The following is a 24,433-nucleotide window of genomic DNA, read 5'->3' as shown; positions in this document are numbered from 1 at the left end:
TTGGATACATCGGAATTTGTTATTGGTCAGCGTTGGGTCAGCCACAGTGATACCGGCCTGGGGTTGGGCATTGTCACGGATATCTCCGGGCGTCGGGTAACCCTGGGGTTTCCTGCTGCCGATGAGGAACGCACCTACGCGATTGATAACGCACCTTTGTCCCGCATCATCTATCAGCTGGGCGAGGAGATTGAGACCTTTGACGGCGAGCGGTACATCGTTCGAGCGGTCGAGGATATTGGTGGCGTGCTCATGTACCACGCCGACGATGGCACTGACCTGCATGAGATTTCAGAGGTCAAACTTGCGGGCTCGGTGAACTTTTCAGCGCCACACCAGCGGCTTTTCGCGGGCCAGTTCGATCGCAACGGCGCTTTTCGTCTGAGGTATGCGACCCTTCAACATATGAACCGCCTGAGGGCGTCTGCTGCCCAGGGGCTGATTGGTGCACGCACCCAGCACCTGCCGCACCAGATCTATATTGCCCATGAGGTTGCCCGGCGCCATGCGCCACGGGTGCTTCTGGCCGATGAAGTCGGCCTTGGCAAAACCATCGAGGCGGGGCTTATCCTGCATTATCAGCTGCACACCGGGCGGGCGAAACGCGCCCTTATCGTGGTGCCGGATTCCCTCACCCATCAATGGCTGGTTGAAATGCTTCGGCGCTTCAATCTGCGGTTCTCGATCGTGGATCAGGGTCGCTACGATGCCCTGAAAGAGCAGGAAAGCGATGTCGACGCCCTGGTTAACCACATTTTTGGCGACGAAGACGCGGTCAATCCCTTCGAGAGCGAGCAACTGGTGCTCTGCAGTCTCGATTTCCTGAAGCAAAGCCAGAAGGCGCAGGACGATGCCCGCAAGGCTGAGTGGGATCTGATGATCGTGGACGAGGCTCATCACCTGGCATGGAGCCCGGATGAAGTCAGCCCGGAATACCGGATTGTTGAGGAGTTGTCGGCGATCAGCCGGGGCTTGCTGTTGCTGACGGCAACGCCGGAGCAGGTGGGTGTCGCCAGTCATTTCGCCCGGTTGCGGCTGCTGGATCCGGCCCGTTTCCATGATCTGGAAGCCTTTCGGAAAGAGGAGCAGCAGTACGAGACGATCAACGCGGTGGTCCGCCGGCTTCTGAACGAAGAATCCGCAATCAGCGCCGAAGACCAGAAGTTGCTACGGGAATGGCTGGGAGAAGAGCTGGACCAACTGCTGACTGGAGACCATCCACGGCAAGCGGTCATTGATGCCCTGCTGGATCGCCATGGTACCGGGCGGGTGCTGTTCCGGAACACCCGGGCGGCCATCCAGGGATTCCCCGAACGCCGTCCCAACCCGGAGCCTCTGCCATGCCCGGCCATGTACGAAGGGCAGGCTTCAGGTCTTCAGGGGCTGACCCCCGAGCAACTGGTGCCCGAGGAGCAATGGCTGTCGGACGATCCCCGGGTGGCGTGGCTCGAGAAAAAGCTGGTCAGCCTGCGTCCCGCAAAGGTCGTCGTTATCTGCGCCAGCGCTGAGACCGCCATGGCCCTGGAGCACTATCTCCAGCTGCGCGCCGGTATCCGCAGTGCGGCGTTTCATGAACACCTGAGCCTGATCGAGCGAGACCGGGCTGCCGCCTACTTCGCCGACACCGAACAGGGAGCCCAGGCGCTGATCTGTTCTGAGATCGGCAGCGAAGGCCGCAACTTCCAGTTTGCCCACCACCTGGTGCTGTTCGATCTGCCGGGCAACCCGGATCTGCTTGAACAGCGTATCGGTCGGCTGGACCGGATTGGTCAGACCGAAACCATCGATATTCATCTTCCTTACCTGCGTGATACCAGCCAGGAGGTCCAGTTCCGATGGTTCCATGAAGGGCTGAACGCTTTTGCCGAAAGTTGCGCCGTCGGCGTTGCGGTTCAGGAAGCGGTCCATTCCCTATGGCAGCAGGCCATTGATGGCGATGCCAGCATTGCGAACGAGCTGGTTAAAGCCTCCGCCGAAGAGGCGGAGCGCCTGAAAACCCTGCTGCAAAACGGTCGGGATGCCCTGATTGAACTGAATTCCTGTCGCCCGAACGTGGCGGAGAACCTGATTGCCGCCATTGAAGAAGAGGAATCTGAGGAGCAGGTTCGGGACTACATGATGGAAGCCTTCGATATTCTCGGGGTCGATGTCGAAGACCATGCCGAACACTCCGATATCCTGCGGCCGGGAGAACAGTACCGGGCCGGCCATGTCGCCGAATTGCCCGAAGATGGCATGACCGTGACCTGGGATCGCAGGAATGCCCTGGAGCGGGAAGATCTGGCGTTTATGAGCTGGGAGCACCCGATGGTCACCGGGGTGATGGACTCGGTCACCAGCTCCGGTCTGGGCAAAGCGGCGCTCGCCAGCCTGTCGGTCAAGGCCCTGCCTCCGGGAACGTTGCTGATGGAAGCGCTGTTTACCGTGCACTGCCCGGCGCCAGACGCTCTGCAACTGACCCGCTACCTGCCGGTTTCGCCGTTGCGCCTGCTGGTGGACGTGAATGGCAAGGAGCTGTCGGCGGCTTTGCCCCACAACCGGCTGAACGAGATGTGCTCGAACATCCGCCGGCGCACGGCCCAGGCTATCGTGCCCCAGATTCGGCCCCAGGTCGAAACCATGGTGGATCACGTCGAGCGCCTGTCAGAGCCTCATCTGGAGCCCCTGAAAGCCCGGGCGCTTGAACAGCTCGCTGCCAGTTTCGAGCCGGAAATCCGGCGACTGGAAGCGTTGCAGAAAGTGAACCCTGCCATCCGCGAGGAGGAGATCGACTTTTTCCGGAACCAGTTCGAAGCGGCGAGGGATGCCATAGGCCATGCCAGCCTTGCTCTGGAAGGTATTCGTGTGATCGTGACCTCATAAATCGGGGTGGGACGGCTGTAACTGGCTGACTGAGCGGCATTTGCTGGTCAGCCCTCATCTGATGCGGTACCGTAAACGTAACGGTTTATAGTCTTCGACATTCCCGAACCATGGATGACAGAGAGAACCTATGATGACTTTCATACTGTTTATTGTGGCGCTGGCTGGCCTGCTGATAGTGATGCGGCGCGAGTCCGGTGCAATGTCCGCGATTGGCGTCATGGCTATCACCGGCCTGCTGTCGCTGATTTTTGCCTCTGGTTGGCTGGCCCTTGTTCTGTTTATTGGTGCCGCCGTCACCGCTGCCACCGGCCTGCCCGGGTTCCGCCAGGGCTGGCTGACACCCCGCATTTTCGCGATGTTCAAGAAAGTCGCACCGAAAGTTTCCGATACCGAGAAAGTGGCCCTGGAAGCCGGTACCGTAGGCTGGGATGGCGAGCTGTTTACCGGTCGCCCCGACTGGCACAACCTGTTGATTAATCGCAACACAGGCCTGAGCGAGGAAGAACAGGCCTTCGTGGACAACCAATGCACCCAGGCAATCTCCATGTGCAACGCCTGGGATGTCGCCGTCGAGCGGGCGGACCTGCCGAAAGAGCTATGGGATTTCCTGAAGAAAGAGAAGTTCTTCGGCATGATTATCCCGAAGGAATACGGCGGCCTGGAGTTTTCCGCCAAGGCCCAGACTGCGGTGCTGCAGAAACTGGCTGCCAATGAATCATTGATGGTATCTGTCGGTGTGCCCAACTCGCTCGGCCCGGGTGAGTTGCTGGTCAAATATGGTACCGAAGAACAGAAAGACCACTATCTGCCCCGGTTGGCGGATGGCCGCGAGATTCCCTGCTTCGGCCTGACCGGTCCTCGCGCAGGCTCTGATGCAACGTCGCTGCCGGACACCGGTATCGTGTGTAAACAGAAAGTGGATGGCAAGGAAGTGGTCGGTATCCGACTCAACTTCGAGAAGCGCTGGATTACCCTGGCACCCATCGCCAGCGTCGTCGGCCTGGCCTTCCGTATGTTCGATCCGGACGGGCTGCTGGGTGACACCGAAGACTACGGCATTACCTGCGCGCTGATTCCCCGGGATACCAAGGGCATGGAAATCGGCCGTCGCCACTGCCCGATTGGCAGTCCGTTCCTGAACGGCCCGATCAAGGGTAAAGACGTCTTTATTCCCCTGGATTACATCATCGGTGGTGTGGATATGGCCGGCCAGGGTTGGCGCATGCTGGTTGAATGCCTGTCTGTTGGCCGTTGCATCACGCTGCCCTCAGGCGCTGCTGGGGCAGCCGCCTACTCGGTCGGCACCGCCGGCGGGTTTACCCGTATTCGTCGCCAGTTCAACACCCCGGTTGCAGACATGGAGGGCGTGCAGGAGCCGCTGGCCCGGATTGGCGCCAAGACCTATATCGCCCAGGCGGCTGTTAATCACACCGCTAACATGATCGACAAGGGCGAAAAGCCGGCTGTGCCGTCGGCCATCCTTAAATACCATCTCACCGAGTTCCAGCGTGGTGTCCTGACCGATGCGATGGATGTTCACGGTGGCAAGACAGTGACCCTTGGCCCGCGCAACTACCTGGGCATTGGCTACAGCGGTGCGGCCGTTTCGATCACTGTTGAGGGCGCCAACATCATGACCCGAAGCCTGATGATCTTCGGTCAGGGTGCAATTCGCTGCCATCCATACGTGCTGAAAGAGCTGGCGGCCAAGGATAACGACGATATCAAGGCGTTTGACGATGCCTTCTTCGGCCATGCCGGCCTGATCTTCGGCAATGCGGCCCGCGCCTTTACCCAGGCTCTGGGGCTTGGCCGGGCCGATGTGCCGTTTGACAGCGCCAGCCGCAGGTACGCCCAGGCGGTTGCCCGTTTCAGTGCCGCCTTTGGTCTGTGTTCGGATGCGGCGATGACCACTCTCGGCAGCGAGCTGAAGATGCGTGAACTGATCTCCGCGCGTTTGGGGGATATGCTGTCTAACCTCTACCTTGCCTCCATGGTGCTGAAGAACTGGCACGAGACCCAGCCGGTGGAAGGTGAAAAGGAAGTGATGGAATACAGCATGAGCCTGCTGCTGCATCGCACCGAAAACGCACTGGATGAGTTCCTGCAAAATCTGCCGAACCGCGCTGTTGCGATGGTACTGCGAGGTGTGACCATGCCTCTGGGTCGCCGTTGGGACAGCCCCCATGACGATTTGGCCCGCAAGCTTGCCCGTGCGATCTCCACTGACACACCGATCCGCAACAAGCTGATTGCCAGTGTGTGGACGACCGACAGCGAAGGAACCGTGGAGAATCCGGTCGCCCGCTATAACGGGTTGCTGAAGGATTACGACAAGGCGGAGCAGCTTTACCGGAAGGTGACCAAGGCCTACGCCAAGGGCGAGCTGCCGATGACGGCATTGCATCCGGAAGAACGTTTCGAGGCCGCGCTTGAGGCCGGTGTTTACACCAAGGAAGAAGCCGATTTCATGCGCCAGTACGAGACTGTGGTACTGGAAATGCTGACGGTCGATGACTTTGCCTTTGATGCCTTTGCCCAGAACAAGGAGTCTGTGATTGATCACAACCCCGCCTGACAGGGATCTGTCCTGAAATGTGGTTGTCTTTTGTAGCAGTCAGCGTTGGCGCCGTGATCGGCGCCAACCTGCGTTGGGCCCTCGGTTTGTGGCTTAACACCACCTACCATGCCGTGCCTTACGGAACCCTGGTTGCCAATCTCAGCGGCGGCTGGCTGATCGGCTTGCTGATTGGCTACTTTAGCCATGGCAGCGCGCTCGCACCGGAATGGCGACTGTTTGCAATCACCGGCCTGTGTGGCGCATTGACCACTTTTTCCACCTTCTCGCTCGAGATGTTTGCCGCCATCCAGGAGGGCAAATGGGCGATGGCGATTACCGGCATCCTGGCGCACGTGATCGGCTCCATCCTCATGACAGCGTTGGGAATTTACACCTTCGGTCTGTTGAAGGGATGATGGGTACCACTACCTACATAAATTCTCGAAAATACCCTTGGCAAGCTTCTGATTCAGGAGTACAGTGAAGGGCGTAGGAAAGATTCAGCAAAGCATTTCATGAATAAGACGTACCTCCGCAGTTAGTAGTGACCGTCCTGTTTTTGATTCCGCGAGTTCTGTATTTCCGCAAAACGCCGACCTGACACCATGCAGGTGCGAGGCGGCAGATAATATGATTGATTTCAGGAAGTTTAAGTATGTCTACTACTACCGGTACTGTTAAGTTCTTCAACGAAGCAAAAGGCTTTGGCTTTATCACTCGTGAAGGCGGCCCGGACGTTTTTGTTCACTACAGCGCTATTCAGGGCAGCGGTTTCAAGACCCTGGCAGAAGGCCAGCAGGTTGAGTTCACCGTTACCCAGGGCCAGAAAGGTCCTCAGGCGGAGAACGTTGTTGCCCTGTAATCCCTGACGGATTCGGCAATAACCGCCAAAAAGGCAGCTTCGGCTGCCTTTTTTAATGTCTGAAAAAGGACATTGGGTCATGCCTCGCTTTTGTCATTATCCCTTCTTTGTGTAATCTTTACGGGCCTGCTGCTCGTTTAAGCGGAAGTCGAGATCTCCAGGAATCGTTACATGCTCCGAGTGCTAAAAGCTGCCTGGATCCTGTTCTGGGCCATACTGCTGACCCTGATTCTGTTTTTTCCGATTGTGATTGCAGCCCTGGTGGGAAAGCGGGGGGATGCAGCCTTCCATGGCACCCAGGTTTATGCCTGGATCATCCTGAAAGTCTGCGGTATTCGGCTCAGAGTGCGTGGCAAGGAAAACATTGAGCCGGGCCAGCGCTACGTGATTCTAAGCAATCATGCATCCTACTTTGACCCGCCCGCGCTGGTGCTTGCGCTCGGCCTGCAGTACCGATGGGTGATCAAGAAGGAGCTGCGCAAGGTACCCCTGTTCGGATTGGCCCTGGAAACTTCACGCAACCTGTTTATCGACCGCTCCAAAGGCAGCGATGCATTGGAGAGCATCAAGCGTGGGGTTGGCCAGCTTCCGGATGGCACCAGCATACTGATCTTTCCGGAAGGTACCCGTTCGTGGGATGGCAAATTGCTGCCCTTCAAGAAAGGTGGCTTTGTCATTGCCCAGGACGGCCAGCTTCCGATCCTTCCGATCACCATCTGCGGCTCTCACCAGCGTTTACCCAAGGGCTCTGCGGCGTTCAGCAGCGGTGAGATTGAGATTGTCATCCATCCCCCGATGGCCTCCGGGGCGTTGCCGCTGGATGACCTTATGACGGACGTTCGCAACAGCATTGCGTCTTCCCTTTAAAAACCAAAACCCGGCGGTCAGGCCGGGTTCCGGTTTTTCAGAGCCCACTGTGTTACCGGGCGAAAATCTCCTCATAGAAACGCATGGTGCCGTTCCAGGAGCGGTTCGCGGCTTCTTCGTCATAGCCAATCGGCATACCGAACTCCTCGGCGACCTTGTCAGCGCCGGGATTGGTAAATGAGTGCAGCACTCCCGGGAAACTGACCAGCGTGAGGTCGACTTCTGCGTCCTGCATCTCTTTTACCAGACCGGCGACCTGCTCTGAAGGAACCATCTTGTCGGCGCCACCGGTATATACCTGAACCCTGGCTGTCACGGTTCCAGCTTCCGCGGTGATTGGACTTCCAAGGGCGCCGTGGTAGCTGACGACGCCGTCCAGGTCCACGCCCATACGGGCCATGTTCAGGACCACCGCCCCGCCAAAGCAGTAGCCTTGTGCGGCAATGCGGGAAGCATCAACGCTTTCATGATTCTGCAGGATTTCCATCGCCTTCAGGAAACGCGCCTTTACCTGGTCTATATCCTTGGTCGCTTCCTGCATGAACTTCTGGGCGGTATCGGGATGGTCTGCCAGCTTGCCGGAGCCATACATATCCAGGGCAAACGCCGTGTAGCCAGATGCTGCAAGCCGCTCTGCCTGGTCCCGGGCGAATTCATTGTGGCCCCACCACTCGTGAACCACCAGAACGCCCGGGCGCTTCTCCTCGAACTCGTCATCCCAGGCCATGTAGCCGGTGAAGGTGGTCTCACCGATCTTGTATTCGACGGTCTTGGTTTGCATTTCTGCCAGTACCTGCGTGCTTGCCAGAGTAAGTGAGAGGGTTGCCACTGCCGCTGTTGCTTTCAGGGTTCTCATGATCAGTCCTGCTCCTTTTGGGTCGGATTGTCTTTTTGTCCGGAGATCTACGCCCGGAACGGGTAAACCGATGCAATCAGTTGCCAACCCAGTATAGGACCTTTTGACTACACTACATTCAGACACTGGTGAATCCCGATTGTTTTGGAGGTTGTGTATGAAAATCGGCGTGCCGAGGGAGATCAAGAACCGCGAATACCGTGTAGGCATGACGCCGGCGGCCGTTCACGAGCTGTGTGGCCACAATCATGAGGTGTTTGTGGAAACCGGGGCAGGCGTTGCCATCGGGTTTTCCGATGATGATTATCGTCAGGCGGGGGCCGGTATTGTTGATACCGCGAGGGAGGTTTTCGACACTGCCGAGCTTATCGTCAAGGTCAAGGAGCCACAGGCCGAGGAACGGGCACTGCTGAAACCGGAACATACACTCTTCACCTATCTGCATCTCGCTCCGGACAAGGCACAGACCGATGACCTGGTGCAGTCTGGCGCCACCTGTATAGCCTACGAAACTGTCACCGACCGTGCGGGCCATTTGCCCCTGTTGGCGCCGATGTCGGAAGTGGCGGGGCGTATGTCGATTCAGGCAGGCGCCCATTGTCTTGAGAAGGCCATGGGTGGGCGCGGTGTCCTCCTGGGCGGTGTGCCCGGTGTCAGCCCGGCTCGGGTCGCGGTGATTGGCGGTGGTGTTGTCGGCCAGAACGCCGTTGCCATGGCGGTCGGTCTCGGCGCGCAGGTGACGGTGCTGGACCGGAATATGGATGTGCTCCGACAACTGGACCACCTGTATGGCAACCGCATCACCACACTGTTTTCCACGGCCCAGACTCTTGATCAGGCGGTAACGGAATCGGATCTGGTCGTTGGCAGTGTGCTCATTCCCGGCGCTTCTGCGCCCAAGCTGATTACCCGTGACATGATCCGTCGCATGCCGGAGGGTAGCGTTATCGTGGATGTCGCCATTGATCAGGGCGGCTGTACTGAAACCTCGCGGGCAACCACCCACGACGATCCCACGTATATTGTCGACGGTGTGGTACATTACTGCGTGGCGAATATGCCGGGTGCCGTGGCGCGCACGTCCACACTGGCGCTGAATAACGTCACCTTGCCCTTTGTGGCAGCCCTGGCTAACAAGGGCCCGGACCGGGCGATGAAGGAAGATCCGCATCTCAGGGCCGGGCTGAACGTGGCCGCTGGCAAGGTGACTTACAGGGAAGTGGCAGAGGCGACCGGGCACCCATACACAAACCCTGAATCCCTGTTGGGATCCTGAGTGTGAAACCCTCGGAGAAACCATGAAACTGATCGGATCCACTACTTCACCCTACGTTCGGCGCATTCGTATCCTGCTGGATGAAGAGCCCTATGAATTCGTCAATCTCAATATCTATGGTGAAGGTCGGGATGAACTGCGGCGCAACAATCCGACACTGAAAATTCCGGTGCTCGAAGACGGCGGTCAGGAAATCTATGATTCCCGGATTATCGCCCGTTACATCAGTGCCAAGCAGGGCCGTGATCCGCTGACCTGGGACCAGGAAAACCAGCTCACCATGATTGACGGCGCCAATGATTCTGCGGTCACCATGCTGCTTTCGGAAAAATCCGGTATCGACACTGGCGCAGATCTGATGTTCTACAACCTCCAGCGTGAGAGGATCATGACCACCTTACGTACGCTGGCGGCGATGGTGGAGGACGGTCAGTTCGAAACCTGGAATTACCCAGCTATCTGCCTTTACTGCCTGGTGGACTGGCTCGAATTCAGGGACCTGGTGGACTTCTCGGGCGTGGAAAGCCTGTTGTCCTACCGTGACAGCCGCAGGGATTACCCCTGGGTTGCAGAAACTGATCCCCGCAACGCCTGATTTCAGGCGGCCGGCCACTGCCGGCCGCCCCTCAGCCCATGTCAGGGCATTTTTTGAGCACTCTGCCTTTCCCATCCGCCATTCTTGACTATAGTTAAGAGTAAGGAGTGGTTGCTGATCTGACAGTTTCCGCATCCCGTATTTCACAATACCAACAACAGCGAAGAAGGGGGTTGTCCATGCTCCTGTCACATGCGTTCGGTCTCTTCACCCATCCTGATGAAGAGTGGGCTTCCATACGAAAAGAACATGAAACACCGCGCCGGGTCTACGTGGCCTATGTCCTGATTCTTGCGGCCATTGCACCGGTTTGCGCCTACATTTCGACGGCCTATTTTGGCTGGACGGTCGGCAACGAGCGGCTGATCAAGTTAACCGAGATCAGTGCGATGCAGCTCAGTGTGCTCACCTATCTGGCGATGCTGGTCGGCGTTTTCGCACTCGGCTATGCCATTAACTGGATGGCGAAAACCTATGGTGCCAAGGAGGAACACGTGCCCTCCAACGGCATTGCCCTGGCAGCATACTCCTGCACGCCCCTGTTCCTGGCGGGTTTTGCCCTGCTGTATCCGGTGCCCTGGTTCAACGCCATCGTTTTCCTGGTTGCGGCCTGCTATGGGGCTTACCTCATGTACGACGGGCTGCCGATTGTCATGGGTATCGAGAAGGAACGGGCCGTCATGTATGCCGGTGCGTTGTTGACTGTTGCCCTGGTGATTCTGGTATCGACACGGGTCGGCTCGGTCATCCTCTGGAACTTTGGCGTAGGGCCGGTATTCGTCAGCGGATAGGCCGGATCTGAACGGAATGCCAAGGGGGAGCATCGAGCTCCCCTTTTTTATGAATTCTGGCAGTTAGCGCAGGCCTGTCGTGATTTGCCATCCCCCTGTCGCAATTTGGCAATGCGTTCTTAACGAAGCCCGACTAGGTTCTTCAGTTGGAGTAGTACCGGCAAGGATCGCAGGATGCCGGGCTATGAAGGATGAATGCAGGGGAAGACATAACAATGAAACGATTGACACGACGGGATTTTCTGAAGGCATCAGCCATGGGTATGGGGGCCGTGGTGGTCTCTACCGGCCTGGCAGGCTGTGTGCTGGACAGCTCGGATGAGCGCACAATCACCTTCACTCACGGTGTGGCCAGTGGCGATCCGCTTGCTGACGGTGTCATGCTCTGGACCCGGGCAGCGCCTGCGAATGGCGGCGCCCCGGTGGGCGTGGCCTGGGAGGTGTCCACGGACGAGGATTTCGAGAACCTGGTGCATTCGGGTACAGCGGAGGCTGCTGCAGCCCATGATTTCACCGTCAAGGTGGATGTGCGCGGTCTTGTGCCCGGGCAAACCTACTATTATCGCTTCCAGACGACCGATCGTCAGTCACCGGTGGGCGTAACCCGGACATTGCCGGAGGGCAGTATCGACTCGGTGCGTCTGGCCGTGGTGTCCTGTTCGAATTACCCGGCCGGTTACTTCAACGTCTACCGGGAAATCAGTAAACAGACTGATCTGGATGCCGTGGTGCATCTGGGCGATTACATCTACGAATACAGCTCTGACAGCAGCAGCTATGCGGCTCAGGATGCCCAGGACCTGGGCCGGACCTTCCCCGAGAACAACAACCTTGAGCTGATTGAACTGGCGGATTATCGCAGGCGTTACGCTGCGTACCGGTCAGACCCGGATCTTCAGTCTCTCCATGCCAGAGTGCCGTTTATCGTGGTGTGGGACGACCATGAAGTGGCCAACGACACCTGGGAGGAGGGCGCCGAAAACCATAATGACGGAGAAGGGGATTTCACCGAACGCAAACTCAATGCCCTCAAGGCCTATTTCGAGTGGATGCCGATCCGGCCGGTGATCGAAGGCAGCGACGAAGCTATCTTCCGGACCTTCCGGTTCGGCAATCTGGTGGATCTTCACATGCTGGATACCCGCATTATCGGGCGCGACCAGCAACTGGACTATATGGACTACTTCACAGGCGAAGGGCTGGATGCGGCCCGTTTTACTGCGGATGTCGGCAGTCAGAACCGCACCCTGCTGGGCGCGGAGCAGTTGCTGTGGCTGCAGTCTTCCCTGAACTATTCCACGGCCACGTGGCAGGTGTTGGGGCAACAGGTACTGATGGGCCGTATGAATCTGCCCGCGGAACTGCTGGTAGCAATTGCTACCGAGCAGTTTGAAGGCCTGCCACAAAACCTGGCCGAACTGGCGCAGCTCAAAGGTCGCGCCCTCCAGGGGGATCCGTCTCTGACGCAAGAGGAATTGGCTCGCATCAACACCGTTGCCCCCTACAATCTGGACGCCTGGGATGGCTACCAGTACGAGCGGGAGGTGGTTCTGGGGACCGCCAAGGCGCTGAACAAGAATCTGGTCGTGCTGGCCGGAGATACCCACAATGCCTGGGCCAACAATCTGAAGGACATCAATGGGGGCCAGATTGGCGTGGAATTCGCCACGGCCTCGGTGACATCACCCGGTCTGGAGGAGTACCTGGGCATTCCGGATGAGATGATTCAGGGTGCGGAACAGGCGATCAGTCTGCTGGTCGATGATCTGGATTACCTGAATGTGAATCAGCGGGGATACATGCTGGTTACCTTCACTCCGGAAGAAGCAAAAGCGGACTGGTACTTCGTGGACACCATCAAGTCCCGGGAGTACCAGATCGATGCGGGCCGAACAGCTTCTCGACGGGTATTGGCGGGTCAGGGCGTACTCATGGCAGACCCCGTGTAATAACGGCCGGGTCGCCCCGGCCCTCAACCGCTGCCAACTCGGCGCTGGACAGCCACTCCCCCGGTGGCTTGTCCATAACACCCGCGCAGGCAGCCAGGGCATGGCCCCAGGAGCAGCCGTTGGCAAACAGCATGCCGGCCTCGTTCAGTGTGCCCCCGCGGTTGATGTAGCCCAGAACCCGGGATTGGGACGGGTCAGGGAACAACGGGTAGAGGTGGCCCCGGAACACCTCAGGCCGCATGTGAGTCAGGGCTACCCGCCGGTGAATGCGATGGGGGAACAGTCGCTCCCTCTCGAATTCCGACAGGCATACCTCTGCTTCCATCGTGTCCCTTGGCTGGCGGAACCTGCCCGGCTCCTGGATATAGACCAGCCGGAATGGGGTGCCGGTTTCACGCAATCGTTCACACGCCCGGATGGCCTCGGACAACTGATAGGCACCATTGGCCATGAGCAGCAACGGTTCGCCACCGGCGGTATCCTCATCGACCACCAGGGCACCATGTCTGGCCAGCAGTTCCGCTTCCCGTCTGTCAAACACACAGGGGCGTTCACGTTTCGGGATGACCATGCACGTGATCCTGCCTCTTTCACTGAACACCGAGGGCAGCGTCGCCAGGGTGCTGTTGTAGTCTGCCGGAAACAGGACCCGGGACACGTCATTCATCTCCGCGAGCATGCTCTCGCAGAAGGTGGTGTCCTGGTGGGATTGCTCGTTCTTGCCGTTTTCCCAGGTATGTGAGGTGGCAATAACCGGCAGTCCGAGCCAGCGTGCCGGTCGACCCACTTCCTTCTGGTGCCGGGCAAAGATCAGCTCCTGGCGGATGGCGCCGAGCATCTTCACGCAGAACGCCTCATAGCTGGCCACCAGGTTCAAGCCGGCCTTGTTGGCCAGGCAAGCAGATACCACGGCTTCTTCGTTCAGGGCCGTGATGATCTTGCCATGGACCGATTCCTGATCGTTCTCGGGTTCGTTTACCCGGTGTTTCAGATCTTCAAGGACACCCTCAAGCCGGTTGCTTGCCAGTTCGTCCGGATTGCCCACTCGAGCCCTGAGCCCCGGGTTGTTGGCCACCAGAGCCCGGAAAAAATCATCCACGGCCTTCATGGGCGAGGTGGGGGCGGGATTGGCCGGCAGTCTCGGGATCACGGGATCCGGTGGATTGCGCACTGCGAGGGCATGGTCCCGTTCCAGGGCACGTGATTGCCCGGCGTGCTGGTTCAGCTGAGCAATACAGCTGAGCAGTTCGTCAGGAGCCACCCACAATCTGGCTGCATGTTCGTTAAACAGCTCTCTGGCCCGGGCGTCCATGCGCGGGTTGCCGGGCAACGGCAGGTTGTGCGCAGCGTTGCTGCTGGCACCATAGAACCCGTAACCCTTGTTGGTTTCCGCTATGCCATAGGGCACCCGCACGGGATAGCTGCTTTCGCCCCTCAGAGCGGCCTCGCCATTGGTAGCCAGAGCCTGCTCCATCTCATACAGGGCACAGACAAACGCGGCAGGATCCCGGCCATCGAAACGGAAGGGCACGAAGCCCCGGTGCTCAAGGTGTGCTTCAAAACGTTCGAGGCCCTCGCGGGTACCCAGTTCGGTGCGCTGTTCGATGCGCCGGCCGTTGGCAATCAAGACCGGCATCACGGCGCCACAGTCCTCGGCGCGCCACCAGCGGGGGATCCAGTCACTACCGCGCTGTTCCTCGGCAGCGCCGTCCGAGAGGAAGGCCACCAGGGACTCTCCCGGCAAGGGCATGTGGGCATACTGGAGTTCGGCAAAACCCAGGTAACCACCTTCGAGAATGCCACCGGCGGTGTGCGGATTGACATGGCTGCCAAGAGGGGCTGCCATGCTGCCATCCGGCTTCTGCCGGTAGCTGTAGAAATCGGCCACCAGGGTGGAAAGCCCGTCGGGCCCGCGATAACGTTCTGCCTGTTCCGGATGCAGGTTTCCGGTGAGGACATTCAGGGCATCCACCGCGGCCACGCAATGTCCCTGGCCCATCAACCAGCTCCGCGTCCGTCCGGTCAGGTTGTTCAGGGCGAGATAGCCGGCATAGGCCGGTACCATATTCAGTGCACCGCCAGTGTGACCTTCCGGATTGGTTTTGAAATCCTGGGGTGCCAGGGGTTGACCGGAGACATCGACCCGGCGGGCATAGGTCATATGCACCACCAGCCACAGCCCGGCACTGGTCAGCCGGTCCAGATCGGCAAGCCTGCGATAAACGGTGGCGGCGTCCGGCTGGTGGCCGGCGACAACCAGATGCTCTGCCAGCAACCTGACCTGATGTCGCGTGGTTTCGTTGTGCTCGATGACGCCATAGCCATCGCACCAGCGCCGGTAATCCGGGCAGTCGGTAGCGGTGTGATCCGCCGGTGCTGAGTGAATTGGCGATGGCATGAGATGCCTCCATGGCGTCAGTATGTCAGTGGATTTTAAAACCACCGCTGTTAACTGCCATTGATGCAGGTCAGTCGAAACTGCATCTTTCTGCGGGCAGGCTTGTTCGCCCGCCCGTTGCCGAATGCGATGGTTTCTGAGAGTCTGGTCGGACAAGGCATCTGAAAAGGAGACTCCCATGACGCAAGACAAGAACCAGGACAAGCGCCGTAAATATTCGGCTCCGGTGGTTGATGGCATTGGCAAATCCGCCAGCCGAGCCATGCTTCGGGCCGTCGGGTTTACCGATGAGGATTTCAAAAAGCCCCAGATCGGTATTGCGTCTACGTGGAGTAACCTCACGCCCTGCAACATGCACATCAATCAGCTGGCGGAAGAGTCTGCTGCCGGCGCCGATGAGGCAGGCGGCAAGTCGCTGATCTTCAATACCATCACGATATCGGACGGCATTGCCAACGGTACCGAGGGTATGAAGTATTCCCTGGTGTCCCGGGAGGTGATCGCCGATTCCATTGAGACGGTGGCAGGTTGCGAGGGCTTCGATGGCCTGGTGGCGATCGGTGGATGTGACAAGAACATGCCCGGTTGCATGATGGGGTTGGCGCGCCTGAACCGGCCATCGGTGTTTGTCTACGGCGGCACGATCATGCCCGGCGAGAACCATACCGATATCATCTCCGTGTTTGAGGCCGTGGGTGCCCATGCCCGTGGCGACCTGGATCTGATCGAGGTCAAGCAGATCGAGGAAACCGCGATACCGGGGCCAGGCTCCTGTGGTGGCATGTACACCGCCAACACCATGGCGTCGGCCATCGAGGCCATGGGCATGAGCCTGCCGGGAAGTTCCGCGCAGAATGCCGTATCAGATACAAAGGCGGCGGATTGTCGTGGTGCCGGTGCCGCAGTGCTGAATCTGCTGGAGAAAGACATCAAACCCAGCGACATCATGACCCGCAAAGCCTTCGAAAACGCCATCACCGTGGTGATTGCCCTGGGCGGTTCCACCAATGCGGTGCTGCACCTGCTGGCCATGGCCAGCACGATCGGTGTGGATCTGGAACTGGAGGATTTTGTCGAGATTGGCAAGCGGGTGCCGGTGCTGGCGGATCTTCGCCCGAGTGGCCACTACATGATGTCGGAGTTGGTGGCCATTGGCGGCATTCAGCCGCTTATGAAGATGCTGCTCGATCATGGGCTGCTGCATGGGGACTGCCTGACTGTAACCGGCCAGACCATTGCGGAAAACCTGGCCGACGTGGCGCCCTATCCGGAGGGACAGGACATCATTCATGCCTTTGATAATCCGATCAAGGCGGACAGCCATTTACGGATCCTGTTCGGGAACCTGGCGCCAACCGGGGCAGTGGCGAAGATTACCGGCAAGGAAGGTACTCACTTTACTGGCCGTGCCCGGGTATTCCATTCGGAAGAAGAGGCCCAGGAGCGGATTCTCGACGGCACGGTGGTGGCCGGCGATGTGTTGGTTATCCGTTATGAAGGCCCCAAAGGTGGACCGGGCATGCGGGAGATGCTGAGCCCAACCTCCGCCATCATGGGCAAGGGCCTGGGTAGCGACGTGGCGTTGATAACCGATGGCCGTTTCTCCGGCGGCAGCCATGGCTTTGTGGTTGGTCATATTACGCCGGAAGCGGCCGAAGGCGGCCCCATTGCACTGGTTGAGGATGGCGACACCGTTACCATTGATGCCGTCAGCAACCGGATTGAGCTGGACGTCTCCGGTGAAGAGCTGGAACGCCGGCGCCAGGCCTGGCAGGCGCCGCCTCCGCGATTTACTCGAGGCACACTGGCGAAGTATTCGCGAACAGTAAGTTCGGCCTCAAAAGGGGCGGTGACCGATCTGCCGTGATATAGCTGGAGCTCAGCTCTTCAACGGTTCTGGCTTACCCCAGTAGTATCCCTGGCCGTAAAGGCCGGGGAACTGCTGCAGCCAGGCGGCGATAGCTTCCTCCTCCACGCCTTCGATTACGACATCCAGCTCCAGGGCCTCGCCCAGGTCCAGCGCCGCCCGGAATATTCGCTGTCGGGCCGGTTGGGTGAGTATGCCGCTGAGAAAACTACGATCGATTTTCAACTCGTCCAGCTCGAATGTGGCAAGGGTTCCCAGCGAAGAGTGCCCCGTTCCAAAATCATCGACGGCAATTCTGAACCCGCTGTGGCTGAGTGTCCGAATGACTTCCTGTGCCAGGGCTGTGTCGGCCATCATCGCTGTTTCGGTAATCTCCAGAATCAGGTCGGAGGGCTGTGCTCCATGGCGCTGAACAATCCCCTTCACCTTTTCAAGAAAGTCTGGATAGGTGAGATCGTTTGCAGAAATATTGACCGCGACTGCAATGTGGTCTCCGTGTCGAGACTTCAGGGCGCTCATTTCTTCACAGACACGGTCGACCACCCAGAGCGTAACATGGTGAATCATCCCGACCTGTTCGGCTAACGGGATCCATCGATCCGGGGCAACTGTCCCGAAATCCGGATGTTGCCAGCGGATCAGGGCTTCCAATGACGCGATACTTGCATCCTCTATACGCACTGTCGGTTGGTATTCCAGCCATATGCAGCCGTTGCCCAGCGCCTCTTCGATATCCAGCATCAGCATTTGCTGCTGGTACTGCAAGTCTGCGATAGCCGGGTCGTAAACCGTCAGGGACTGATGCGTGTTCAGGGCAGCAAAGCCGGCAGATGACAGGATTGCTGACGCGTCGACTCCATGTTCCGGCGCATGAGCAATACCCACGGAAGGGCTCCAGGATAGCGAAAATCGGCCCTCGCGGAAGTTCTCTCCCAACCAGTTCACGATGGTTTTCAGTTTTTCCGTATCAGTGCCTGCAGTATCGCTCTGGTAAAAGGCGAAGGCATGGTTGCTGGTATCAATGCTGGCAAGCGCATAGCCGTCAACCATGATCAGCCGATCCCCCATGATCCGTTTGAGAAATCCGTCCAGCTCCCACAGATAGCTTCTGAGCAGATCCTCTGCCGTCCGATAGCCAAGCGCCTGCTCGATTTCGTTAAAGCGGGTCAATTGAATCATGGCGACGGTGTAGGGCCGCTGTTGGCTATCAAACTGGTCCAATGACTCCTCGAGCATGGCCCGATTGGGTTTGCCGGTTACGCTATGGGTTTTGAGGAGTTTTTTATAATTCTGCTCAACGTGAGATCGCAGCTTTCGTTCCTGGCGGGCGCGAATATCGGAATTCAGCCTTTTTTTACGCTCTTCCAGTATTTGACGGCCAATGCCACTGGTCAGAATGAGAGACGCGGCCGCCGCGCCGATAAAGAATGCCGAGTCGGTAAAACTGTTCACCGGGACCCAGCCGACAGTCCGGGCTGCCGATATCACTGTGCCCAGGAGAATACAGAGCAGTGATAGAGCAAAGTAGCGGGCATACACCTCGTGCCGGGCCTGTTTGAGAGCCAGGGCCAGAATCATTGAACCACCGGCGAGGGCCAGTATCAGAAAGGAGTCCTGCCCGAGCAACGGTAGCTGCAATGGCATGGCCAGTAGGTGCAACAGGCCGAGCACACTCGTCGCATTCAGTAGCAGCCTCGGGAGTCTAGAGACCTGGATGAAGTTTGGCGTGATTTGGCAAAGTGAGATGAGGCAAAGACACAAGCTGATGTTCAGTAGTGCGTTTACTTCCGGTAAGTTTGGCCAGATTAACCAGAGTCCAAAGCCCTCCATGACCAGCTGCACGTGAATAACGGATAGCGTGAGAACGCCCAGCCAGGCCAGTCCCGGAAGCCTGAACTTCATCATGAAACTGAGGTTCAGCAAAAATGCAAAGACGAGGAGGCCGGTAATGAATGCCTTCCAGGCCATGGTGCCTGCGATGCTGCTCACGACGTTGTTCGGTTCCATAATGGTAATGGGCAGCAACGTGGGGCCTGTATTCTGAACCTCGAACAGGAGTGTGGACGTGCCCGTTGGTAATGAAACTGGCCAGATCCATGGTGGTAGCGAGACCAGCCGGTTACCGAACGGGTAGATGTCTCCCATTTCGCGAAGCCTCTGGAAAACGCCGTTTTCATCGAGAATGGCGGGCCTGAGCCGGTCGATGTAAGGTGCGGATACCAGTGCCCACTGTTCGACGTCTGCGGTTCCGGGGTTTTCCACGGTCACCTTGAAGGTGACGGGGCCGTCGTAGTAGCCAATGCCGGAGTTCTCTGAAGGGGCTGCCTGCCAGTTTTGCCGGCGCCAGTTTTCGTTGTCGATAACCTGCTCCAGAGGTGCAACCAGATAGTCGATCTGCACAATGCGAGGGGACTGAGGTGCTGAGGCGGGAGCGTCAACATGCGGCAGCGGCGAAAGCGGGTTTGCAGGTTGATGGAGCAAGGCTGCCAGAAGGCCGTAGGCCATAGAAGCGAAAAGAAACAGAAAGGGTAGCCAGCGTCGGAATGGTGTCAGCCCTGATTGGGCTCGGAGTTCTGACAGCACGGCCTTTTCAGTCTGTTGTGTGCCGTCGTCCATATGAAGTGCAATTCCCGCTGAGTGTGTTTTCTAACTCAATGAATCAGGCAGAATTTTAATGGATTCTAAACGCACGTGCATTCGCTGTGTGAAATTGGCGCAAGAAACTTTTCACCTGATCAAACAAGGTATTCGCTGTTATAGTTAGACCTGACTGCCATATCTGTAGAAGTCTGTTTCCGGACCGATAGTGTTACGCATGAATAAATCACAGGATCTGTACAAATGAGACTTGCCGGCTTTTCTCCTAACGTGATCTTGATGCTGCTCTGGCTGCCCGGGGTGCTTGTGGCACATCAAACGGGGGGCGAATCCCAGGAGCGGGAGGCGGAAACAGAAAATGGCCCCAGGCTCGCTTCGGTGAATGCGGCGGTCGCGGTGGCAGGCGATAACGAACTCATTTTCGGCAAGAATGCGGACCGATCCGTACCCATTGCCTCGGTCACCAAGGTCATGACCGCCCTGGTTGTCCTGGAATCCGGAGAGCCGCTGGATGAGTGGCTGGTTTTCCGGGAGCGGCACACGCCCGCCGCCGCGAATGCTTACAGTCGGATCCGTATCGACTCGGAGATGCGTCGTAAAGATGTATTGCGCATAGCACTGATGTCCTCTGAAAATTTTGCCGCCTACACCCTGGCCCGAAGCCACCCCGGTGGATTCGATGCCTTTATCGAGGCGATGAACGCCAAGGCCGTGGCCCTGGGCATGACCGGTACCCGGTTTGTCGATCCGACCGGACTGTCGTCCGAGAATCTTTCCACCGCTGCGGACCTTGTGAAGCTGGTAAACGCCGCGGCTGAATATCCGGAAATCCGGGAATACTCCACCACCGGTTACTTCCGTGGCCAGTTCCGCCAGCCCCGTTACAGCCTGTCGTTTGGTAACACCAACGCCCTGGTTCATCGCGACAGCTGGGGTGTGGGATTGAGCAAGACCGGCTACCTCTCCGAGGCCGGGCGTTGTCTGGTGATGATCTCGAAGATGAACGGTAAAGAGGTTGTGACCGTTTTGCTGGATTCGTTGGGTACGCGCTCGCCCATGGGCGATGCCGGGCGTATCAAGCGCTGGCTCGATACCGGAGCCCGGGGTTCGGTGGCTGCGGCAGCCAGACGCTATGAACAGGAAAAGAACGCGGCCTATGCGACCGCAGGTAACAGCACGGTCAGTGTGAACTGATCCTGAAAGGAACTCCGCCATGATCCAGATCTTCACGACCGGTGGCACCATCGACAAGGTGTACTTCGATGCCAACAGCGAGTTCGAGGTGGGGCACAGCATGCTGCCGGAGCTGCTGTCGGAATCCAACATCCACGAGGGCTATCGCCTGCGGGAACTGCTGCGCAAGGACAGCCTGGAAATGACCGATGAGGACCGCCAACTGGTGCTGGCGGCGGCGACGGAATGTGATTGTGACCGGATCGTCATCACCCACGGCACTGATACCATGGCCGATACGGCCGCAGTATTGGCCCGCCTCAAGGACAAGACCATTGTATTGACCGGCGCCATGCAGCCGGCCCGCATGCGTCGAACCGATGCCGTATTCAATATCGGCTTTGCCTGGGCCGCAGTGCAGTTGTTGCCACCGGGAGTCTATATCGCGATGAATGGCGAGGTGTTCGAGGCCGGAGCCGTGCGCAAGAACCTGAAGGCGCAGCGTTTCGAGCGCACCTGAATGTCACGCCAGGCTGTCTTTTTCCTCTGGGGTCAGTTCCCGGTATTCACCCGGTCCTAACGCTGTATCCAGTTCAACCTTCCCGATCCTCAGTCGATGCAGCGCGTCGACGTGGTTGCCAACCGCTGCCAGCATACGCTTGACCTGATGGTAGCGCCCTTCCGAAATCGTGAGCTCGATGATTCGTTCTTCCAGAACCTTTACCCCGGCCGGTAGCGTTGGCTTCGGGTCGTTGTGCAACTCCACCCCACGCTCCAGTTGTTGTGCCGCTGCGTCGGTCAGCGGTTCGCTCAGCGTTACCCGGTAGGTTTTGGGGCAATCGGTTCGTGGTGAGGTGACCCGATGGGACCACTTGCCATCAGTGGTCAGCAGCAGCAAGCCGGTGGTGTCTGCGTCCAGGCGGCCGGCGATGTGCAGGTTCCGGGTGACATCTGAAGGCAACAGGTCGAGTGCCGTTGGGTGGTCACTGTCGGTTGTTGCGCTCACCACCCCTGCTGGCTTGTTCATCATCAGGTAGCGCTCTCCCGGCAGGTTCAGGAGTTTGCCGGACAATGCCACCCGTTCATGGCCCGCCAACCGGGTATTGGCGCCCTTACAGATCTGTTCATTGACAGTTACCTCACCTCGGCTAATAGCCCGTTTGGCGTCTTTTCGGGAGAGTTCGGTACTGGTGGCAATAAACTGGTCGAGTCGCATGCGATTCAACAGCGCTGTCCCGGTGCTGGCGAGCTCAGGCTGGCCAGGCAAAGCACCGGGGTTTCTCCCGTCATCCGGGACCAGAGCAGCCCCAGGGCTTCGGTGTTCACATCGGGTCGGGGAGTCCGGAAGCTTGCCGTCGGGTCGATACCGCTGCCATTCCGGGTTGCCAGAACAAAGGTAAAGGGGTGCGCGCCGGGAATTCCCAGCCGGATGTCGGTGGCCATGATGCGGTCACCAACCTGGTCGTAATCCAGGAAGCCACGGGTGAACCATTCCAGGCGCTGGGCCTCGGGCAGATCCGACACTGCCTCCTGCAGATCCGTGCGGCGCGGAAAATATTCAAGATTCAGAGGGGTATCGCCGTCCAGAAAGCCGGTAACAATCTCTACCCGCTGGTCACCCTGCAGAGCCGTGGCGCGCCACAACAGGGTGTTGAAAGGCATGGGTTGAACAAGCAGGTCGGGGTCGTCCAGCCCGGCTTCCGCGAGCGCGGGTTGCACCCTTTGGGTAATGACCTGTTGCGCAATCAGGCTCCAGCCAAGGTAGAGAGTGGAGACGGCCAGCCCCGCGATGACCGCCGATTTGGCAGGCGGCCGGGCCAGGAATAACAGACAGCCGGCCAGCAGGGGCAGGGTATAGAGCGGGTCGATGATGAAAATGCTGCTGATGGCCACCGGAGGGCCGATGGGCCAGAACAGCTGGGTGCCGTAGGTGGTAAAGGAGTCCAGCAGTGGGTGCGTGATCAGGATCAGGCCAGTCAGCGCTAGCCATCGCTGGAAACTCAGTTGCGGTTTCCAGCGCCAGAGCAGCCAGGCAAGCACCACCGCCAGAGGGGCGAGAATGAAGAGAGAGTGGCTGAACCCCCGATGCTGGGTGAAGTTAGCCACCGCTGTTCCGTAGTCGATGACCACATCCAGATCCGGCAGGGTGCCCAGCACGGCGCCCGTCAGCAAAACCGAGCGGCCAAGGGTCTTGCCGGCTACGGCGCCGGCCAGGGAGGCGCCCAGGGCAGCCTGCGTTATGGAGTCCATATCAGATCAGTCTCGCGTCAAGAAAGGTACCTGCAGTAGTAGGCCCAAGGCTCTCCCGTGGATCACTGGCCTGCCGGTATTCCCAGCTGCGCCAGAACCGCTTCTCCCGGATAGCCATCGGCCACCAGGTTGTTAGCGGCCTGAAACTGCCGGATCGCAGACCTGGTTGCCGGGCCCATGATCCCATCGGGCTTGCCGGGCTCATAGCCCTTTTGCTGAAGGGCTTTCTGCAGGCTGATGATGTTGTCGCGGGACAGCGCTGGAGCATCCACGGGCGGAGGGTTCTGCAACTTGCCGGCACCGGCAATCCGGTCCGCCAGATGACCAACGGCTATGGCGTAGAACTCGGAGCGGTTCCAGCCCATGATCACGCGGAAGTTGTCATAGGCAAGGAACGCCGGGCCGCGATGTCCTGCGGGTACCACCAGGGCGGCATCAATCGGTTCACGGGCCAGGGCATTGCCAAAGGCATCGGTGATCCCCATTTCTCGCCATTCTTTCAGTGGCAGGCGACGCCCATCTGCCAGGGAATAGTCGAAATTCGCTGGCAGCAACACCTCACGCCCCCAACGATAGTCGCCATTCCAGTTCATGGATTCCAGGAACCTGCCGGCCGACATCATGGCGTCCGGCAGGCTGTTCCAGAGATCCCTCCGGCCATCGCCGTCGGCATCCACCGCGTGTTTCAGGAAGACGGTGGGCATGAACTGGACATGGCCCATGGCGCCGGCCCAGGAGCCTTCCATCTGGTCGGCCGGAATGGCGCCCTCGTCGATAATGCGCAGGGCGGCGATCAGCTGCTCGGTGAAGAAGGTGCTGCGGCGCGGATCGCAGGCCAGTGTTGTCAGGGAGCTGGGCACCGGCATCTTGCCGAAATAGCTGCCAAAATTGGTTTCCAGGCCCCAGAAGGCTACCAGATAGGGCGCAGGCACGCCGGTTTCCCGCGTGACTCTGGCCAGCAGCTCCTGGTGTTCCTTCAGAAGCTCACGGCCTTTGCTGACCCGGGCGTCGTTCACGCGCCGGTTCAGGTAATCGGCAAATGTGGTGGTGAACTCCGGTTGACGCCGATCCAGCTCGATCACCCGGGCCAGGTGCCTGACCTCGGACATCACCTCGCTGGCGGTCTTGCTGCTGACGCCGGCAGTAATGGCCTGCTCCTGAAGCCGTGCTTTGCATTCAGCAAAGCCTGCCGGCTCGGAATAAGCGCCGTCCTGGGCGAGAACAGGCAGTGACAGGAAAGAGAGAAAACCGGAAAACAACAAGCCGCTGGTCAGGCAGCCCTGGCGAAGAATCCTTGCAGGTCTGGTCAGCACACAAAACCTCTATCAGGCTGATGGTGGAATGATCCTGAGCCCATGTTAGCGCGTTTTCCAGCCGGAGAAACACTGTCCGGGGCCCGGTGGAGTGACAATTCTTTAACCTGCGGGTTCCCGGACTCTGTTGATTGTCGTCTTTTTGTTGCCGGCAGGTTTCTGGCGCGAGTCTTTGTTCTATAGTTGGACCATAGATTCGGGTTGTAGCTAGGG

The 24,433-nt window shown here is 58.7% G+C and carries 18 protein-coding genes; 12 read left to right on the top strand and 6 right to left on the bottom strand.

What is annotated here, in order from left to right:
• The 5 genes from rapA to NUW46_RS18155 all read left to right on the top strand — a co-directional run bounded on the left by rapA (window position 1) and on the right by NUW46_RS18155 (window position 7,154).
• Window positions 1-2,862 (top strand): RNA polymerase-associated protein RapA, encoded by a 2,862-nt coding sequence (rapA, locus tag NUW46_RS18175; protein ID WP_418140867.1) that lies wholly within the window; start codon window positions 1-3, stop codon window positions 2,860-2,862.
• A gap of 130 nt (window positions 2,863-2,992) precedes the next feature.
• A complete protein-coding gene (locus NUW46_RS18170; protein WP_418140866.1) occupies window positions 2,993-5,443 on the top strand; it encodes an acyl-CoA dehydrogenase in 2,451 nt (816 codons plus the stop codon).
• A 17-nt stretch (window positions 5,444-5,460) separates the two neighbouring features.
• The gene (crcB, locus tag NUW46_RS18165) at window positions 5,461-5,841 is read left to right on the top strand and encodes a fluoride efflux transporter CrcB (RefSeq protein WP_069182168.1); all 381 of its coding nucleotides are present in this window, start codon (window positions 5,461-5,463) and stop codon (window positions 5,839-5,841) included.
• Window positions 5,842-6,080: 239 nt separating this feature from the next.
• Window positions 6,081-6,287 carry a cold-shock protein gene (locus NUW46_RS18160; protein WP_008172950.1) on the top strand — a complete coding sequence of 69 codons (207 nt, stop codon included), beginning with the start codon at window positions 6,081-6,083 and terminating at the stop codon, window positions 6,285-6,287.
• A gap of 171 nt (window positions 6,288-6,458) precedes the next feature.
• A complete protein-coding gene (locus NUW46_RS18155) occupies window positions 6,459-7,154 on the top strand; it encodes a lysophospholipid acyltransferase family protein (RefSeq protein WP_136629868.1) in 696 nt (231 codons plus the stop codon).
• A gap of 52 nt (window positions 7,155-7,206) precedes the next feature.
• Here NUW46_RS18155 and NUW46_RS18150 read toward each other — a convergent pair whose 3' ends face one another.
• Window positions 7,207-8,010 carry a dienelactone hydrolase family protein gene (locus NUW46_RS18150; RefSeq protein ID WP_412536646.1) on the bottom strand — a complete coding sequence of 268 codons (804 nt, stop codon included), beginning with the start codon at window positions 8,008-8,010 and terminating at the stop codon, window positions 7,207-7,209.
• Between the two features lie 157 nt (window positions 8,011-8,167).
• Here NUW46_RS18150 and ald point away from each other — a divergent pair, with 157 nt between their 5' ends.
• The 4 genes from ald (at window position 8,168) to NUW46_RS18130 (ending at window position 12,621) form a co-directional block, all read left to right on the top strand.
• Window positions 8,168-9,286 (top strand): alanine dehydrogenase, encoded by a 1,119-nt coding sequence (gene ald, locus NUW46_RS18145; protein ID WP_418140865.1) that lies wholly within the window; start codon window positions 8,168-8,170, stop codon window positions 9,284-9,286.
• A gap of 22 nt (window positions 9,287-9,308) precedes the next feature.
• A complete protein-coding gene (locus NUW46_RS18140; RefSeq protein ID WP_418140864.1) occupies window positions 9,309-9,881 on the top strand; it encodes a glutathione S-transferase family protein in 573 nt (190 codons plus the stop codon).
• Between the two features lie 179 nt (window positions 9,882-10,060).
• Window positions 10,061-10,672 (top strand): Yip1 family protein, encoded by a 612-nt coding sequence (locus NUW46_RS18135; protein WP_222465536.1) that lies wholly within the window; start codon window positions 10,061-10,063, stop codon window positions 10,670-10,672.
• 215 nt (window positions 10,673-10,887) lie between these two features.
• On the top strand, window positions 10,888-12,621 hold the full coding sequence (locus NUW46_RS18130) for an alkaline phosphatase D family protein (protein ID WP_418140863.1): 1,734 nt from the start codon (window positions 10,888-10,890) through the stop codon (window positions 12,619-12,621).
• On the opposite strand, the gene NUW46_RS18125 is transcribed toward NUW46_RS18130, so the two are convergent.
• Window positions 12,602-15,019 carry a xylulose 5-phosphate 3-epimerase gene (locus NUW46_RS18125; protein ID WP_418140862.1) on the bottom strand — a complete coding sequence of 806 codons (2,418 nt, stop codon included), beginning with the start codon at window positions 15,017-15,019 and terminating at the stop codon, window positions 12,602-12,604. The two genes, NUW46_RS18130 and NUW46_RS18125, sit on opposite strands and share 20 nt — an antisense overlap.
• Window positions 15,020-15,197: 178 nt before the next feature.
• Between NUW46_RS18125 and ilvD the strand changes: the two genes are divergently transcribed.
• Window positions 15,198-16,886, top strand: coding sequence for a dihydroxy-acid dehydratase (ilvD, locus tag NUW46_RS18120; RefSeq protein WP_069182160.1), 1,689 nt, complete (start codon window positions 15,198-15,200; stop codon window positions 16,884-16,886).
• 12 nt (window positions 16,887-16,898) lie between these two features.
• On the opposite strand, the gene NUW46_RS18115 is transcribed toward ilvD, so the two are convergent.
• A complete protein-coding gene (locus tag NUW46_RS18115) occupies window positions 16,899-19,502 on the bottom strand; it encodes an EAL domain-containing protein (protein ID WP_418140861.1) in 2,604 nt (867 codons plus the stop codon).
• A 225-nt stretch (window positions 19,503-19,727) separates the two neighbouring features.
• Here NUW46_RS18115 and pbpG point away from each other — a divergent pair, with 225 nt between their 5' ends.
• Together pbpG and NUW46_RS18105 are read left to right on the top strand one after the other, a co-directional pair.
• Complete coding sequence (pbpG, locus tag NUW46_RS18110) at window positions 19,728-20,678, top strand: D-alanyl-D-alanine endopeptidase (protein WP_418140860.1); 951 nt, start codon at window positions 19,728-19,730, stop codon at window positions 20,676-20,678.
• Between the two features lie 19 nt (window positions 20,679-20,697).
• On the top strand, window positions 20,698-21,177 hold the full coding sequence (locus NUW46_RS18105; RefSeq protein ID WP_136629875.1) for an asparaginase domain-containing protein: 480 nt from the start codon (window positions 20,698-20,700) through the stop codon (window positions 21,175-21,177).
• 3 nt (window positions 21,178-21,180) lie between these two features.
• Here NUW46_RS18105 and NUW46_RS18100 read toward each other — a convergent pair whose 3' ends face one another.
• The 3 genes from NUW46_RS18100 to NUW46_RS18090 form a co-directional block, all read right to left on the bottom strand.
• Complete coding sequence (locus NUW46_RS18100) at window positions 21,181-21,873, bottom strand: pseudouridine synthase (RefSeq protein WP_418142059.1); 693 nt, start codon at window positions 21,871-21,873, stop codon at window positions 21,181-21,183.
• Window positions 21,874-21,878: 5 nt separating this feature from the next.
• Complete coding sequence (locus NUW46_RS18095; RefSeq protein ID WP_418140859.1) at window positions 21,879-22,907, bottom strand: metal-dependent hydrolase; 1,029 nt, start codon at window positions 22,905-22,907, stop codon at window positions 21,879-21,881.
• Window positions 22,908-22,969: 62 nt separating this feature from the next.
• The gene (locus NUW46_RS18090; protein ID WP_291904493.1) at window positions 22,970-24,220 is read right to left on the bottom strand and encodes a lytic murein transglycosylase; all 1,251 of its coding nucleotides are present in this window, start codon (window positions 24,218-24,220) and stop codon (window positions 22,970-22,972) included.
• Window positions 24,221-24,433: the final 213 nt, after the last annotated feature.

The organism is Marinobacter sp. MA, from assembly GCF_048298425.1.
In the GTDB taxonomy this organism is placed as follows: Bacteria; Pseudomonadota; Gammaproteobacteria; order Pseudomonadales; family Oleiphilaceae; genus Marinobacter; species Marinobacter salsuginis.
This window is presented reverse-complemented; position numbering and strand designations above follow the sequence as displayed.